The 14,560-nt window shown below is 61.5% G+C and carries 13 protein-coding genes and 1 pseudogene; 9 read left to right on the top strand and 5 right to left on the bottom strand.

What is annotated here, in order from left to right; all coding sequences use genetic code 11:
• Window positions 1–58: 58 nt before the first annotated feature.
• Window positions 59–472: a hypothetical protein gene (locus tag ABD830_RS40110; RefSeq protein ID WP_344999242.1), complete on the bottom strand. Its 414-nt coding sequence runs from the start codon at window positions 470–472 to the stop codon at window positions 59–61.
• A 120-nt stretch (window positions 473–592) separates the two neighbouring features.
• Between ABD830_RS40110 and ABD830_RS40105 the strand changes: the two genes are divergently transcribed.
• Window positions 593–1,810: an NsdA family TPR-like regulatory protein gene (locus ABD830_RS40105; RefSeq protein WP_344999240.1), complete on the top strand. Its 1,218-nt coding sequence runs from the start codon at window positions 593–595 to the stop codon at window positions 1,808–1,810.
• Here ABD830_RS40105 and ABD830_RS40100 read toward each other — a convergent pair.
• Window positions 1,788–2,351, bottom strand: coding sequence for an NUDIX hydrolase (locus tag ABD830_RS40100; RefSeq protein WP_344999238.1), 564 nt, complete (start codon window positions 2,349–2,351; stop codon window positions 1,788–1,790). The genes ABD830_RS40105 and ABD830_RS40100 overlap by 23 nt on opposite strands.
• A gap of 686 nt (window positions 2,352–3,037) precedes the next feature.
• Between ABD830_RS40100 and ABD830_RS40095 the strand changes: the two genes are divergently transcribed.
• The 4 genes from ABD830_RS40095 (at window position 3,038) to ABD830_RS40080 (ending at window position 8,072) form a co-directional block, all read left to right on the top strand.
• Window positions 3,038–3,949: a hypothetical protein gene (locus ABD830_RS40095; RefSeq protein WP_344999236.1), complete on the top strand. Its 912-nt coding sequence runs from the start codon at window positions 3,038–3,040 to the stop codon at window positions 3,947–3,949.
• A gap of 557 nt (window positions 3,950–4,506) precedes the next feature.
• A complete protein-coding gene (locus ABD830_RS40090; RefSeq protein ID WP_344999234.1) occupies window positions 4,507–5,616 on the top strand; it encodes an AAA family ATPase in 1,110 nt (369 codons plus the stop codon).
• Window positions 5,617–5,883: 267 nt separating this feature from the next.
• Entirely contained in the window at window positions 5,884–6,426 is a 543-nt protein-coding gene (locus ABD830_RS40085) for a hypothetical protein (RefSeq protein WP_344999232.1), read from the top strand.
• Between the two features lie 392 nt (window positions 6,427–6,818).
• Window positions 6,819–8,072: an IS110 family RNA-guided transposase gene (locus ABD830_RS40080; protein WP_344998072.1), complete on the top strand. Its 1,254-nt coding sequence runs from the start codon at window positions 6,819–6,821 to the stop codon at window positions 8,070–8,072.
• 1,005 nt (window positions 8,073–9,077) lie between these two features.
• Here ABD830_RS40080 and ABD830_RS40075 read toward each other — a convergent pair.
• Together ABD830_RS40075 and ABD830_RS54470 are read right to left on the bottom strand one after the other, a co-directional pair.
• Window positions 9,078–9,272 (bottom strand): hypothetical protein, encoded by a 195-nt coding sequence (locus ABD830_RS40075; RefSeq protein ID WP_344999230.1) that lies wholly within the window; start codon window positions 9,270–9,272, stop codon window positions 9,078–9,080.
• Window positions 9,273–10,035: 763 nt separating this feature from the next.
• On the bottom strand, window positions 10,036–10,239 hold the full coding sequence (locus ABD830_RS54470; protein WP_378521042.1) for a tyrosine-type recombinase/integrase: 204 nt from the start codon (window positions 10,237–10,239) through the stop codon (window positions 10,036–10,038).
• Between the two features lie 211 nt (window positions 10,240–10,450).
• Between ABD830_RS54470 and ABD830_RS40070 the strand changes: the two genes are divergently transcribed.
• Together ABD830_RS40070 and ABD830_RS40065 are read left to right on the top strand one after the other, a co-directional pair.
• The gene (locus ABD830_RS40070; RefSeq protein ID WP_344999228.1) at window positions 10,451–11,047 is read left to right on the top strand and encodes a hypothetical protein; all 597 of its coding nucleotides are present in this window, start codon (window positions 10,451–10,453) and stop codon (window positions 11,045–11,047) included.
• 83 nt (window positions 11,048–11,130) lie between these two features.
• Window positions 11,131–11,364 (top strand): hypothetical protein, encoded by a 234-nt coding sequence (locus tag ABD830_RS40065; protein WP_344999226.1) that lies wholly within the window; start codon window positions 11,131–11,133, stop codon window positions 11,362–11,364.
• Between the two features lie 186 nt (window positions 11,365–11,550).
• Here the strand turns inward: ABD830_RS40065 and ABD830_RS40060 are convergent, their stop codons facing one another.
• Window positions 11,551–12,498, bottom strand: coding sequence for a hypothetical protein (locus ABD830_RS40060; RefSeq protein ID WP_344999224.1), 948 nt, complete (start codon window positions 12,496–12,498; stop codon window positions 11,551–11,553).
• A gap of 417 nt (window positions 12,499–12,915) precedes the next feature.
• Here ABD830_RS40060 and ABD830_RS40055 point away from each other — a divergent pair, with 417 nt between their 5' ends.
• Together ABD830_RS40055 and ABD830_RS40050 are read left to right on the top strand one after the other, a co-directional pair.
• Window positions 12,916–13,374, top strand: coding sequence for a VOC family protein (locus ABD830_RS40055; RefSeq protein WP_344999223.1), 459 nt, complete (start codon window positions 12,916–12,918; stop codon window positions 13,372–13,374).
• A gap of 212 nt (window positions 13,375–13,586) precedes the next feature.
• Window positions 13,587–14,534, top strand: a pseudogene (locus tag ABD830_RS40050) (IS30 family transposase); the annotation flags it as partial.
• Between the last annotated feature and the right edge of the window lie 26 nt (window positions 14,535–14,560).

Below are 14,560 nucleotides of genomic sequence, written 5' to 3'. Positions count from 1 at the left end.
GCCTCTTGAAGAAGCTCGGCCGACCGGCAGGGATCCGTACTGATCATCATGGGGGCGATCATTTGGCGACCCGCACAAATAGCACGGAACCCGCCGGGTCGAGATATGCCCGGAAGATATGACGGCTTGACCAGCCGTCCGCACCCGCACCGAAGTCGAAGACCTTGTGCACGATGCTGCCCCGAATAGAGGCGTCACCCGGCATGCTCCGCATCGCCTTGCGCAGCTCGTCCATCGCGGTGGCCTGGAAGGCAGAGGACCCGCATGGCCCCAGGGCGTTGCCCTGCTCCGAGGTGATGCGGACTTCCCACTCGAACCGCTCCCGCGGCGTCTCGGCCGGCCCTGGGCAGTACAGGCAGTCCTCTTGGGCGGAAGCCGCCAGACCCAGCCCCGAAGCCGCCACGTGGCCGCGCCGGGTGACGATCTTCCAGCCCCGTCCCTCGCACTCTGTGCATCTGACTGGCGTTGTCATGCCGGACAGCATGGTTGCCGATACTTTTCTTACCTATCCCACGCTGATATACGACGATGGGATATAGGCTCCGCCACACGGCAATGCATCATCCGGGCATGACAAAGCCGGAGGTCAGCAATGCAGAATGGCGCGTTCGACCCAATTGAACTACCCGCCGTTGTCTGGGAACAGGAACAGACCCGGGAAATTCTTAGAGAGCGCGACATTGCCGGACTTTTCGGTCTTGCGGTCAAATACGGCGCCAGTCAGGTCCGCATCGGCACCGCCACCGGACTCGGTCAGCCCCGCGTCAACGCCATCTTGCGTGGCAACGGAACGATCAAAGAACTCGCCGTCATCGAGCGCATCGCTTCCGGCCTACGCTTGCCCGACCACGCCCGCATGCTCCTCGGCCTGGCCCCGCTCGACATCGCCTCACCCACCGGCGACCATGACGACGAACACGAAGAACAAACCACCGAACTCATCAACCGCCTGGACGCCGCCGCCGCAGTCGACCCCACGACAGTCATGATCCTTCGCACCGACACCAACAATCTGCGCCTGCTGGACCGCCGTCTCGGAGGCCCTGCCATCGCCGACAAGATGCACGCCCAGATGGCCCAGATCCAGCGCGCCCACCGCCACGCCATCCGCCCCGGCCTCCGCGCCCAACTGGCCCACCTCCTCGCCGAGACCGCCTCACTCGCGGGATGGCAGGCCATCAACACCCTGGCACTCAACGACGCCTGGACGCACTACGAGCGCGCCAAGGCCGCCGCATACGAGGCTGACGACGCGGCCCTGCTGGCCTATGTCTCTGGCGAACAGGCGTACGTCCTGATGGAGCTCGGCCGCCCCGCCGAAGCCACCGAACTCCTGCAGCATGTTCACGAGCAGCACGGCGCCCACGTACCGGCCCGGCTCCGCACCTGGCTCTCAGCAGCCGAAGCGGAAGCCGCTGCCATCCTCGGCGACGAGACCACCTGCCGCGCTGCCCTCCACCAGGCCGCCGCCCTTCTCCCCGAAGGCGACGGCGACCCGGACATGCCATACCTGTCCATCAACGCCCACCACATAGCCCGCTGGCGCGGCAACTGTCTCGTCCGCTTCGGCGACCCGGCCACCGCCGAAGACCTCCGCTCAGCCCTGGCTGGCATGGACGGCACCTACAACAGAGCCGAATCCGGCGTCCGCTGCGACCTCGGACACGCCCTCCTGGCAGCCGGCGACCCGGAGGCCGCCCAGCCCCACATTCAACGCGCACAGCAACTGGCCACCATGACCGGCAGCCGCCGACAACGCCGCCGCATCGACGACCTGTCGAAAGCCGTCAACCGCGCCCTCGGCCGTTGAGCCATACCTGAGCCTGAAGCAACCCGATCAACGTCCCCGACGTCCAGATGTCCCCGCGGGCGATCATGCCCGGGACCTCACTCATGGGGACCCATTCAAGCCGGTCGGCCTCCACCTCACCCTCAGGCGTACCCACCAGCTCGGCCCCACGCCCCACGAACAAGATGTGCTCGGAGTCGACCATCCCCGCCATCGGCTGATACGAGACCAGCTGCTCAAGACCCGCCGGCCGATACCCGGTCTCCTCTTCTACCTCCCGCAGAGCCGTTACCAACGGGTCCTCACCGGCCTCGATCAGCCCGCCCGGAAGCTCCCATCCCCACCGATCGAACACGAACCGATGCCGCCACATCATCAGCACCCGGTCCTGCTCATCCAGCACGACGGCGATCGCAGCCCGATCCAGATGCACGACGTGATGCTCGAACCGCTCTCCGCCTGGGATCTCAACGTCAGCCAGCCCCAACCGGATCCACCGGTTGTCATAGACCAACCGCTCCCCATGCACAACCCAGCGCGTAAGTTCAGCGTCATTACCCACAACGCGACGCTATCGTCTCGTGAATCCGAGGTACATGGCTTCTCGCTTGAGAGCCAGCTTGACGAGTGTGCAAACGCTTCGTCGCAGGTCAGTTAGTTTGCGGGGATCTGCACTTCTTCATTCGAACAAAGTTGCAGAAATCACATGTCACAGCAAACCCTGATGTAACATCGCGCAGGAACGGGCACGCGTTACACAACTGGGCGGTTGCAGTGGACCTGGCTCTGGCTCGTGCTGTGAAAGCAGAAACTAGTGGTCTTTAGATCTAGACACCCCCCAAGGCACGGGTTTACGTTGCCAAAGTGGATGATGTCGAGCCTCCGCTTGAGGGCCCACTAGCTCAACGCCCAAGCGAGGACCGTGGTCACGAGACGGCGAGATGGTTCGCGTACCAATATGCGTGTACCGTTCAGGACTGCCTTCGCATGTTGATCGAGCCAATTCCATGGGTGCTATGCGAATGGCATACAGACTTCATCTGCTCAGGTGTGGACGGAATTGGCCCGCATTGGCTTGTATCCGTTAAACATCGACGTCCCGATCAAGGCGACTGGCCGATCACGGAGCTATGTGGTCGAGGTGGCCTTGGAACGCTCTATAAGCGATGGGTCGCGAGTGGCAGTGAACACAAGTGTCATCTCGTCACAAATGCTGCCCTGAAGCCGGGTAAGGGGCAAGCGGGTGCGTTGAAAAAGCTTCTAGACAGCGACCTCAATTTGCCTGATAACGACCAGAAATTCGCCTACTATGCAGGCGTTCTGGCGACCGGCCTCGGCGCTCAAGACCTTTCCTCGGCGTCTCGGTTCTTGCAGTCGCTGAGGATATCAGTAACATCGGGTGACGAGATCGGACTGCGGGCTTTCGTAATCGAAGAAGTTGCCCGTCCAATCCTCGTTCGTCTCGGGCTTCAGCCAGCAGCTGCTCGAAAAGTCTACAATGCTGCATTCTCTTTAGTGGTGGAAGCTGTGAATGGGCTCGATGTAGACGCTCCAAACGGCGTCTGGGCCAGCAGAGAAAGTCTTGTCGAGGAGGAGCGGAGTCGAAGAACTATAACTCGTAGCCGCCTCGTAGCAGCACTTGTAGCAGCCGGAATCCCAATAACTAGCGATAGTCACATAGGGGGAGAGTTTGCGATAAGTGCTATGAGCCGAAAGCTAAGGGCAGGTCGCGTTGGGCCTACAGTGCTGAGAAGCGCTCCACGTCTGCGGCGCGATTGGTTCGAAGTGGAGGCAGCATACAGATCCGACGTGCCCACTCGCTTCGGTGATGAAGTGCGACGCATCAGATCTGAAGTGGCGAATCGTGCGGGTATGGCTGAAAGTGCTACAAGGGTTCCTGGGCGAGCCTATGGCATGGAGATGCACAGAGAACTCAGCAAACTACTTGGCGACTCTACCATCAAGCCAAATCTTCCCGTCGGCCCTCCCGAACTGATGGGATGTGTTTATCAGCTAACTGATGAGTGCGAAGTCTGGTGGTCTGACGAATTCAACGCAAACGGTGAGGCGCCTTGGACCCTCGCTCCGCCTGCACCCGAACAACTCGCGTTGATACCTAAGGATTACGAAAAGCTTTCTGACCAGGATGATGTGCGATGACCACAGATAATACTGGCAGAGCGAAGGAGTTGGATTACCACGTAGCGCGCGTACTGCTACTAGTAGTTAGCTTCACGAAGCCGCGAGGCGGAGGTATTGATGGCCTAACAAAGCTTGCTAAGCTGGATTTCTTGATACGCTACCCCGTCATGCTAGAGCGGCTCGCATTCGAGTTGGACCCTACCATGGATCTTCGGGGTTCGAGTCCAACGGACGCCGAAAGGCTTGCAGTTGAGAGTCGCATGGTCAGATATAAGTTCGGCCCATGGGATGACAACTACTATCCAATAGTTGGAGCCCTCATCGGAATGGGGCTAATACAGACCGTGCCCGGTCGAGGGCGAATAGCAGTAAGGGCAACACCGGCAGGTGCAAAGCTCTCGGAGAGTCTAGCGCGTGATAAAAACTGGCGAATAGTCGCTCTGCGATGTCGGCTGACTGCACGGCACTTCGACATGAGCGGAAATAGTCTTAAAGAACTGATCTATGCAAGTTTGCCCGAGGCGATAAATCGTCCGCATCGGAGTATGATCTGAGGCATTAGAGAGCGACGGGCCATGAGTATACATTTGCAGTTCCATAGCATCGAGCTCAATACCGACGTGGACGCCAGTACATACTCCTTTGCGTCGGGTCTTAACGCGGTGATCGGAAGTTACGGGACTGGCAAAAGTAGCCTTTTCGAGCTCATCAAATTCGCTCTTGGCGCACGGAAGGCCAAGATCATGCCGACCGTAAGACAACGTCTGCGGTCGGTAGTGCTTGATGTAACTTTGGGCCAGAATCGGGTGCTGCTCACAAGGAACATTGGTGAAAATCGCATCTCAGTCCACCATGAAAACGGCACATCCGAGCGCTGGAGTGCCGCAGGGGGAAATCTGCCGCCGGCTGGCGGTCGGCTGCTTGAGATGTTGGGGCTACCAATGGTTCGGCTTAGCAAGAAAGGGTTGGAGAAGGGGGAGCCGCTGACCTTCTTTGATCTTTACCGGTTCATTTATCTGCCGCAATCAGACGTCAACTTGTCCGTCGCGGGGCATGCTGAAACAATGTTGCTTCGTAAAAGGAAGGCTATCTTCGAACTAGCCTACGGCCTTTCGTCTGAGCAGATTCGCGAACTTTTGCTTGAGATAAGCGCTCTGGAAGCCAAGCGTGATGATATGCGTTCAGCGGCCAATGCAGTCGAGAGATTCCTAGGAGAGATCGGAGCACCACAAGAGTCAGAGCTGCATGCGGCGGAGATCGAGGCGAGGGCGGCTCTTGCAGAAGCAGAGACGCGACTCCAAGCTGTTAAAGCGGGAGCGTATGCGGCCTTGCCGGGAGATCAAGAGGCCTTACGGTCCCGGATATCAACACTGCGTATCGCGGCTGCCGACACAGAAGCAGCTCGCTCAGTTACTGTTGCAGCTGTTCGGCGTGGAGAATCGCTGATTGCGCAACTAGATGTGGACATTAATCGGGAAGTGAGAGCGGACGCTGCCTCTACTGCTCTGTCAGGACTAGAGTTCGTGACGTGCCCACGCTGTCTACAAAGTATTAGCGACCGTGATGTACCCGCAGGTCACTGCTTGCTATGTACACAAATTCAATCTTCGTCGACTACGGTTGGGCACCAGCGTGAGATCGAGAGATTGACTGCACAACGTGACGAGGCCGTTGCGTTGCTCTAGCAAGATCAGGACCAATTGAATGTACTTAGTAGCGAGCTAGATCGTATAAGGGCGGAACTAAATAGCGCTGCTTCAGAGCTAGAGCGACAGGCTGACCCAGCGCACCTCATGCCTAGTATTGATCTGGCGAGTGATGCCGCAACAGAGCGAGAACTTGCGCGGGCCCGTATCCGAGACATAGAACGGTTCCACACACTCTGGGATCAACTAGGTCGCCATAGGTCAGCAATCGCTGAAGTCCAGCGGGATATTGACTCGAAGCGTCGCTTGCATGCTGAGCTGGTTTCGACTCTAGAAGCGCGCCGCGTTCGTATACGCGAGCTGGGGGAAATCTATGATGCAGAGATAGGGGCGCTACAGTTCGCTGGCTACGAAAGAGCGAGTATTGATCCTGACACGTATCTGCCTGTGATCAACGGTGATGTGTTCGATGAGCTAAGTGTCAGTGGCGCACGGAAGACGCTAGCGAACGTGGCTTTTTATATAGCGAATCTAGGTTATGCCCTAAGCAACAATGAGATTAGAATGCCAAGTGTCATAATCATTGATAGCCCGCGCACAAGCCTAGGAAACACGCCGGAGGATGTAGCGGCAGGCAAGCGTATCTACTACAGAATGCACATGCTGTCCATGGCTTATCCTCAGTGTCAAATTATTGTGGCCGATAACGGGCTGCCGCCGTTCAACATGCGTGACAACTTGGAGCGGGGAGTTAGTCGATCTATCAGGCTAACGGAGCTTACTTATGAACGGCCGCTCCTGCAGGGAGTACCGCATCCAGGCTTGGAAAACCTTGAAACAATCAGATGAGAGCGGCTCTGAGCAACGTCGGTTGCACACGGCTCTGAGCAACGACACTGCCGAGTTGCTCTTGTAGGAGTCAAGCGGCGGCGCGGCGCGCCGCCGTACCCCCGGCCCTCCGCCCGCCCGCCGTCCGGGCGTGCGGCCTAATGAGAGCTACCGGGTCGGCTTCGAGCTGGGGCAGACTCGGTGACAGTAGCCGTCGGCAGGTGAGCACTCGTGCGGCCGGGACCTTTCGGGAGTTCTACCCCCAGATCGTGCCCCTGTCGGTGGTCGGGAGGGTTGATCGCTGATGGGATGTCGTGCCAGGCAGTCGGTCTTGAGCACTAGATCATTAGGTTGGGACAGTCCTCCCGCGAGCTGCTGAACCAGGTTGCCGTCCATGGGTAGGAGGAACTGAGGTGCTGTTCGTCGGGGATGACTGGGCTGAGGAGCACCATGATGTCGAGTTGCAAGACGAGACGGGGCGACGGCTGGGCAAGGCGCGGTTGGAGGAAGGCGTTGCCGGGATCGCGAAACTGCATGAGTTGATCGGCCGGCATGTGGCTGAGGGCGTAGAGGCGGATCAGGTGGTGATCGGCATTGAAACCGATCGAGGTCCGTGGGTGCAGGCGTTGATCGCGGCGGGCTACCGGGTGTATGCGGTGAATCCGTTGTCGGTGGCACGTTACCGCGAGCGGCACAGCGTATCGGGGGCCAAGAGTGATGCCGCGGACGCGCGCACACTGGCCGACATGGTGCGAACCGATCGGCACCAGCATCGCGTGATCGCCGGTGATACTCCTCAGGGGGAGGCGATCAAGGTGGTGGCCCGGGCGCATAAGACGCTGGTCTGGGAGCGCACCCGCCACGTGCAGCGGCTACGCCATGCACTGCGAGAGTACTTTCCCGCAGCTCTGGCCGCCTTCGATGATCTGTCCAGGGCAGACACCCTGGAACTGCTGGTTACGGCACCAGATCCGGCTTCGGCGGCCGAACTGACCTTTGAGCAGATCAGCGCGGCACTCAGGCGAGCCCGGCGGCGTAACGTGGCCGACAAGGCAGCGGCGATACAGGTGGCTCTGCAGGCTCGCCATCTGAGCCAGCCTGAGGTCGTCACTGCCGCATACGCCGCCTCGGTGCGCGCCCAAGCAGCGATCCTGGCTACCTTGAACGAGCAGATCAAGACCATGGAAGACCAGGTCGAGGCACATTTTGGCCGGCACCCGGACGCTGAGATCTACCTCAGCCAACCTGGGCTGGGACACCTACTCGGTGCCCGGGTGTTGGGTGAGTTCGGCGACGACCCCGACCGGTACGACAACGCCAAATCCCGCAGGAACTATGCCGGGACCAGCCCGATCACCAGGGCCTCCGGCAAGAAGAAGGTCGTGCTGGCACGATTCGTGCACAACGACAGGCTCATCGATGCCCTGGGGGCTCAGGCATTCGCCGCGCTGAGCGCCTCACCAGGTGCCCGCGCCTACTATGACGAGCTGCGAACACGCGACGTAGGTCATCACGCAGCTCTGCGCCAACTCGCCAACCGGCTCGTGGGGATCCTCCACGGATGCCTGAAAACACGCACCAAATACGACGAAGCAACCGCCTGGTCGCATCGCACGGAAGGCGAGCCCCGGCAGAGATCGGAAAAGACATCCAAGATCGCGGCTTGACATCTAAGCGCATGGGATGTCTGGGGGCCGGTCCCGAACGGCGGCGGGACACCGGGCCGGGCACCGCACGCCCGCCGCGCCGTACGGGCCGAACGCTCCCACCGGGGTTGCCGCACCGCCGCACTACTGGAGCCCTTACGATCGCCACGGCGTTGCTGGCCACCGTACGTGCTTGGGGGCGATCGACGATCCAGGGTTCGTTCCTCACCCTGGCTCACCGGATGGCGTGGCTGACCAGCATCACTGAGTTGATGCGGGCACTACCGCGGCTCAAAAGGGGCGCAGCCGCATCATCGCGATCGTCTTTCCTCCCAGCCTCAGATGATCGCCGGATGCGAGGCGGAGTACGTCTTGGCAGCCACCGACGCCGCCCGGATGGGAGGCTTCCACGTTACTACTGGTTAACCAGGCGCTATAGGTGTGGAGCTACTGGCGAAAATGATCTTTTGTCAAACGGTTGACAAAAGATCCACAATACGGCGGCCGCGGGCGTTCTTACGGCATTTGCTCACCTTCGGCGTGTCGCGCGGCTCTCAACACGCCTCAGTCGGCAGGATTGGTCCCATGAGAGCGCCGACCATCCGTGAAGGCGAACGGCCCCCCTGCTGCAACAGAGGAGCCGCTCTCATGTCCGAACTGCTCGTTCTTGAAAGGACATCTGGTCGTGAGTTTAGTCCGACGATCTCCAGCACCCAAGGACATCCCCCAGCGAGAGGAGCCCTCACGACTTCTCCCTCTTCGCTGGGCTGTGATCCTCTTCACGAGCGCCGCCGTCGGTGTCTGGCTGGGCAGCACAACCAGCAATGTGGCGGCCGGTCTGGGGACAGCCCTGGTGATGGTGGGGCTCCTTCACACGATCCTTAGCTAAGTTCGGTCGACTCCGATGGTTCTTGCGTGCCGAAACGGTCACGCGCTGTAAACCGTCGCCAGTGGGCGTGTGCCCATTGCGTGCCCACTGAGGCGGTGATCGAGGGGGAAATCACTGGGAGGCCCCTACCCGATCCCTCAGGGCGCGATCTTCACCCGCATGGAATCCTGGCAGCTCAAGTGATCGGGGAACGGTTCGACACGCCCCTGCGACACAATGATCTCGTGCAGCGATTTGACGCCGCAGGAGCCGGCCTGGTCCCTGGTCAACGGGTCCGGGTCCGAGTGACCCAGCAGCACCGGTGGGGTGTCATGGTGGAGATCCTCGGTCACGAGGGCATCGGTGCATCGATCGATGGCGCGGCGATCGACAGTCCCTCCGGCGCCGGCCGGGCGTGGCTTGGGGAGCATCCGGCTGTCGGGACGGAGATGGACGCTGTGGTGCAAGAGATCCGTCGATGGAGTCCACCGGCGTGGGTGCGTCTGACGATTCGATCTCAGGACCTTCACAGCTTTCAGTGGCTGTGCGACTTCTGCGGTACGCCCACCGTCCTCAGCCCGGAAGGGGACGGCGTGGTCATGGATGTCAGGAGCGCCGACGGCCCTGGCAGCCATGCCATCGTCACGCACCGAGAATGTCTGAGAAGCCGTCTCCATGAGTCGAGCAGCGAGCACGCACGTGTCGACTCGGTGGGTCGGCGATGAGCGATGGCTGCATTGATGGCCGTCACTCCGCGCTTGGCGATCAGGCGGCAGTGGGGGCTGGTCTAGTTGCAGTTCTAGTTGCAATCCCGTCTCGTACATAGCCGTCCCATGGAGACCAGCGCGGCCAGGTGGTCCAGGTGGAACCGATAGGGACACACAAGATCCGAGCTGCTAATGCGGTTTGGGTTTACCGCCCATCCGGGGTTCAAATCCCCGATCCTCCGCAGGTGAGAGGCCCTCTCCCCAGTTTTGGGGAGAGGGCCTTTTTGATCTCTGTGGGCGTCAGGGTTGCAGTTTGAGTTGCAGTTGCCCTTCAGGGAGAGCCCGGAGGGCGGCGTCCATGCGGTCGCTGGCATCCTTCATCTGGAGGGTTGCTACGTGGGTGTAGCGCTCAGTGGTGGTGACGCGGGTGTGGCCGAGGAATCTCCTGCACGACACGGATGTGGACGCCTTGCTCTATCAACAGGGTCGCCGCAGTGTGCCTTGCGTCGTGGACCCGGGCGTCCCGGACGCCGGCCTGCTTGAGGATGGACTTCCACTGCTTCCAGTCCTCCGTACGCTCGATCGGTCCGCCGAGCTTCGTCGTGAAGACCAGATCGTGATCGGTCCACCTGTTCCCCAGCCTTCAGCCGTTCTGCAGCCTGGGCCTTCTTGTGGGCACGGAGGAGAGCCAAGAGCGCACCTCACGATCGCCATGGAGTGGCCGCGCACGCGCTTGGGGACGATCCCCGATCTATGAGCGTTTCCTCACCGCAGCTCACTGGAGAAGCTGAAGGGGTGTTTCACTCTTCCTCGACAATCATCACGTGATCGATCACTACCGCAATCTTTTCAACCAGCAGCAGTGGTTTGAGGACGGGCTCTGCTGGACCGTAGTGCAACCCCTCAACGAAGAGATCACAGTGGGTGATCTCCTGTGGCGGCTGAATGGAGGCCGTGATCCCGAGGAACGCATCATGGAGTACCCCAGAGAAGAGGCCGGCGAAGAGCTCATGCCCGTGCTCTTCGTTTACGAGGGCGAAGGAGCCTGGGGTTTCCTCGAGTTCGCCTACGGCTTCGCCACGCCGGACCACATCCTCACCGAACTCAGCAAGGAGTCACGTGTGTGGATGACGACCTGGCACTTCAACGGGGGATACACGATCCTCTACGCGGCCGACGGCAAGATCAGGGCACGGATGCGCAACTTCATCTTCGCCGAGCACACAATCCAGGAGGGCGATCCGAGCATCCTGGCCGAATTCCGTGCCATGCTCGACCGCCTTGACCCCGAGGATTACCGCGGCAAGCGCAGCGCGGCGTTCGCCTTCATCGAGGCGTCCACTGGCATGGGTATCGAAGCCGAATGGCTGGACATAGAAGAGGCGTCCGTCATCATCCTCGACAACTGGAACGAGGCCTGAACCGTAGCGCTCCACGCTAGCGCTCGGGATGGTCAGGCAGGGCAGGATGCGCGCGGTGCGCCTCGACATGCACAATGCCGCTCGTGGAAATCATTCGCACCACCGCCGATGTGATCACCGTGAACCTGGGGCCGAAAGACGCCCTCGCGATCAAGAACGCACTCAATGAGGTCTGCAATGGCATCCACCTCGACGACTGGGATTTTCGGCTTCGCATGGGCGTTGACCGTGATCAAGCTCAGGTCATGCTGCGCACCATCTACGACTCCATCACCGTGATGGAGGAGCAACGCTTGGGGAAAGGCAAGCAGCGGTAGAGCGGCAGGTCGGGGCCGGTTCATCGTGCCATTGAAAGGGGTGGCGAGGGATCAACCACGGTCACTCAGGGCCGACCTGCAGCCGCAGGTCAAGGCCCTACGAGCCGCGATCCCTGCAATTCCAAGCTGACAGCGCGGCATTCGATTCCTGACCCGCTTCACGGTCAGATACTCCGTCAGGCAACCTCACGACCACTGGGCGACGCTCCCGATGGGCCGATCAGGGCACTCCATACAGACGAAGAGATAAGCCGCGCCGGCATCGCCGATCACGAGTCCGGAGGGACCCATCTGCCCTGGGTCGAAGTCCGACCTGAGGAGGTGCCGCTCCTCAAGTGGTACCCATCTCGTCGCGGATCCGGGATCGTGCTCCCAGCTGGCAATCGTCAGCAGATGCGCCATCTCATGGCCCTGGCCGCATGTGACGGTCTCGGGCGATTGGATCCAGTCGATCCATCCGCCGATCTTCGTGCCTGGAGCAACCGACAGGTGGTAGTGGTAACTCCAATCTTCGGAGTCATTCAGGGACGATTCCCATTCCTTGATCTTCTCGGCCAGTTCTGCCGACGTCTCCCAGGCCGGATACTCCTTGACCCGCTCAGGGGAGAGCACGCACGGTCGGGGGAGAAGTCCTTCCTCGCTGGCCACGGGCTCCGGAACCTCGGTGAGGAGGTTTGCGACGAGGCTCGCCTTCCGCCAGAGCACGCGTACCACTGGCCGAAAGTCGGACTCGTGCACGAAGGGACACCACAGTATCTGGCACACGTCCGTGTCCGGTGGGAACGGCAGCTCGGGTACGTCCCGGGCGTGGAGTTGGAGGATCGGCACCATCGCGATCGACTGTGCTCCTGTGAAGTCTTCGTGGTCAGGAGACGTGCAGAACGGCCAAGGGTCGCCGATGGGCCAGAGCAGCGGACCGCCCATAGAGCTTTCCGTAGTCGAAGGCGTTCCGGGACGCGGGTGTAGCCGAACAGCGATTTTGCTCTGGCTGGCCAGTTCGGGAAAGAGCTTCGCCACGTCGAACGGTGCCGGGGGCGTGGTCAGACCCACGTCTTCTTCTCCGATCATCACGGATACCGTCAGGCAGCAGACCATAAGCCAGTGCACCGACAGAATGAGGGTTCGATCGTCCATGGCGCAGTTCGAGGTGTCAGTCCTCGATGAGGTGGCGCAACCCGCAGGACGTGCGCGTGGCACCGTGCAATATGCGCGCAATGATCACGGCGGCACAAGCGCTGTAACATCCAAGCGCCGCAGGTCAGATGCCGTGTGAGCGCAGGAACGGTGACGCGCTGTAAAACCGTCGCCAGCTTGTACCGCAATGGCAATCGCCCCGTCCTCGGTTACCCGGGTTTCCGCACGTGAGGTTGTTCGAAGAGCGCCGGCCTGTTGTGGTGATCGTCGTCGTGGGAGCTGGTGGATATGCCTGCCCGGTGCGCTAGCGCGGAGTTGACCCATGGGCGGCTGATCGAGGTGCTGGCGGCCAGCCGGCTGACCGGCCCAGGAGTCGTCCGGACCGTGAGCCAAAATTTGTCGGATGGGTCCGGCAGGATGGCTGCCATGGTTTCTTATCAGCTGGTCATTGACTGTGCGGCACCCGAGCGGATGGCCCGGTTCTGGGCGGGCGCGCTGCGGTACAGGGTGGAGCCACCGCCGGGTGGATTCGACACGTGGCGGGATTACTGGCGCAGTATCGGAGTGCCGGAGGACGAGCTGGGCGAGGGGGACGGCAGCGACAGCATCGTCGATCCCGAGGGGTACGGGCCGAGGATCTGGTTTCAGCAGGTGCCTGAGGGCAAGGTGGTAAAGAACCGGTTCCACCTGGATGTGAAGGTGGGTGGCAAGCGGGAGGACGTACCGCTGGAGACCCGGAAAGCGCGAGTGGATGCCGAGGTGGAGCGGCTTGCCCAGGCGGGGGCGACCATTGTACGGCTGCTGTCGCAGCCCGGCGTTGATCACTATGCGGTGGCGATGGCGGATCCCGAGGGGAACGAGTTCGACGTGGTCTAGCGTCGTTGTCCGCCCACATCAGCTAGCGCTAGCCATGGTGGGTGGCTGAGAGTGATCGATGGGCGCGGTGGCTGGCCTTCGTAGTTGCAGTTCTAGTTGCAATCGGCACTGTCCACGGCCGTTCCACGCGGACGTCCTCCGCAGGCGGAGGGCCCTCTCCTTTGATCTTCTCTTCGAGTGGTCGTCGCAACACCCCAGTTGAGGGGATTGCGATGGACTTCGAGATTCGGGAGGGCCGGGAACGCAGTCGAGGTCGCAGGGCTCTTTCCCGTGAGCGAGCGGCATACTTGCGGCTCGTGCAGCAGGGCTTGAGCAACAAGGAGGCATGCCGGATCGTCGGCATCAACCTCCGGACCGGTCGGCGACGGCGTAACGGACGCAATCCGACCGGCAAGCACGTGGGGGCGCTACCGATCACATCGGCGGCGCCCTCAGACGTGCGTGGGCGCTACCTCAACGACCGGGTGCGGGAGAAGGCGTCGATCCGGGAGATCGCGCGCGAGCTGGGCCGTGCGCCCTCGACCATCAGCCGAGAGATCCGCCGTAACCGGCACCCCACCAATGGCCAGTACCGCCCGCACGCGGCGCAGGCCCGAGCCGACGCGCGCCGGCCCCGCCCCAAGCCCAGCAAGCTCGGGCAGAAGCCGGAGTTACGGGCATACATTCAAGAGCACCTGCATCTGCACCAGCGCTGGAGCCCGGAACAGATCGTTCAGAGCCTGCGCAAGACCTTCCCCGAGCGGGCGGAGATGCACGTGTGCCACGAAACCATCTACCAGGCGCTCTACGTTCAGGGCCGCGGCGAGCTGCGCCGCGAGCTGACCCGGGCGCTATGCACCGGCCGCGCGATGCGCAAGCCCCGTCGCCAGGCCCAGCAGCGCCAGCCCCGCTACAGCACCCCCATGGTGATGATCAGCGAGCGACCCGCCGAGGCTGATGACCGGGCCGTGCCCGGCCACTGGGAAGGTGACTGCGAACATCATCGGCAAGAACGGCACCTCGGCGATCGTCACCTTGACTTCTGCGACCCGGCCAGCCCTTGGCAGCGCGGCTCAAACGAGAACACGAACGGCCTGCTGCGTCAGTACTTCCCCAAAGGCACCGACCTGTCCGTTCACACCCGCCACCAGCTCGCCGCCGTCGCCGCCGAGCTCATGACGGCGTGCCTCTGACCAGTAAGAGCAGC

This window comes from Nonomuraea helvata, assembly GCF_039535785.1.
In the GTDB taxonomy this organism is placed as follows: Bacteria; Actinomycetota; Actinomycetes; order Streptosporangiales; family Streptosporangiaceae; genus Nonomuraea; species Nonomuraea helvata.
This window is presented reverse-complemented; position numbering and strand designations above follow the sequence as displayed.

Coding starts and splice junctions, on each gene's coding strand:
- ABD830_RS40105 (WP_344999240.1), top strand. CDS start 593: ATGCAGAATGGCGCGTTCGACCCAATTGAACTACCCGCCGTTGTCTGG.
- ABD830_RS40055 (WP_344999223.1), top strand. CDS start 12,916: ATGGCTGCCATGGTTTCTTATCAGCTGGTCATTGACTGTGCGGCACCC.
- ABD830_RS40090 (WP_344999234.1), top strand. CDS start 4,507: ATGAGTATACATTTGCAGTTCCATAGCATCGAGCTCAATACCGACGTG.
- ABD830_RS40110 (WP_344999242.1), bottom strand. CDS start 472: ATGACAACGCCAGTCAGATGCACAGAGTGCGAGGGACGGGGCTGGAAG.
- ABD830_RS40060 (WP_344999224.1), bottom strand. CDS start 12,498: ATGGACGATCGAACCCTCATTCTGTCGGTGCACTGGCTTATGGTCTGC.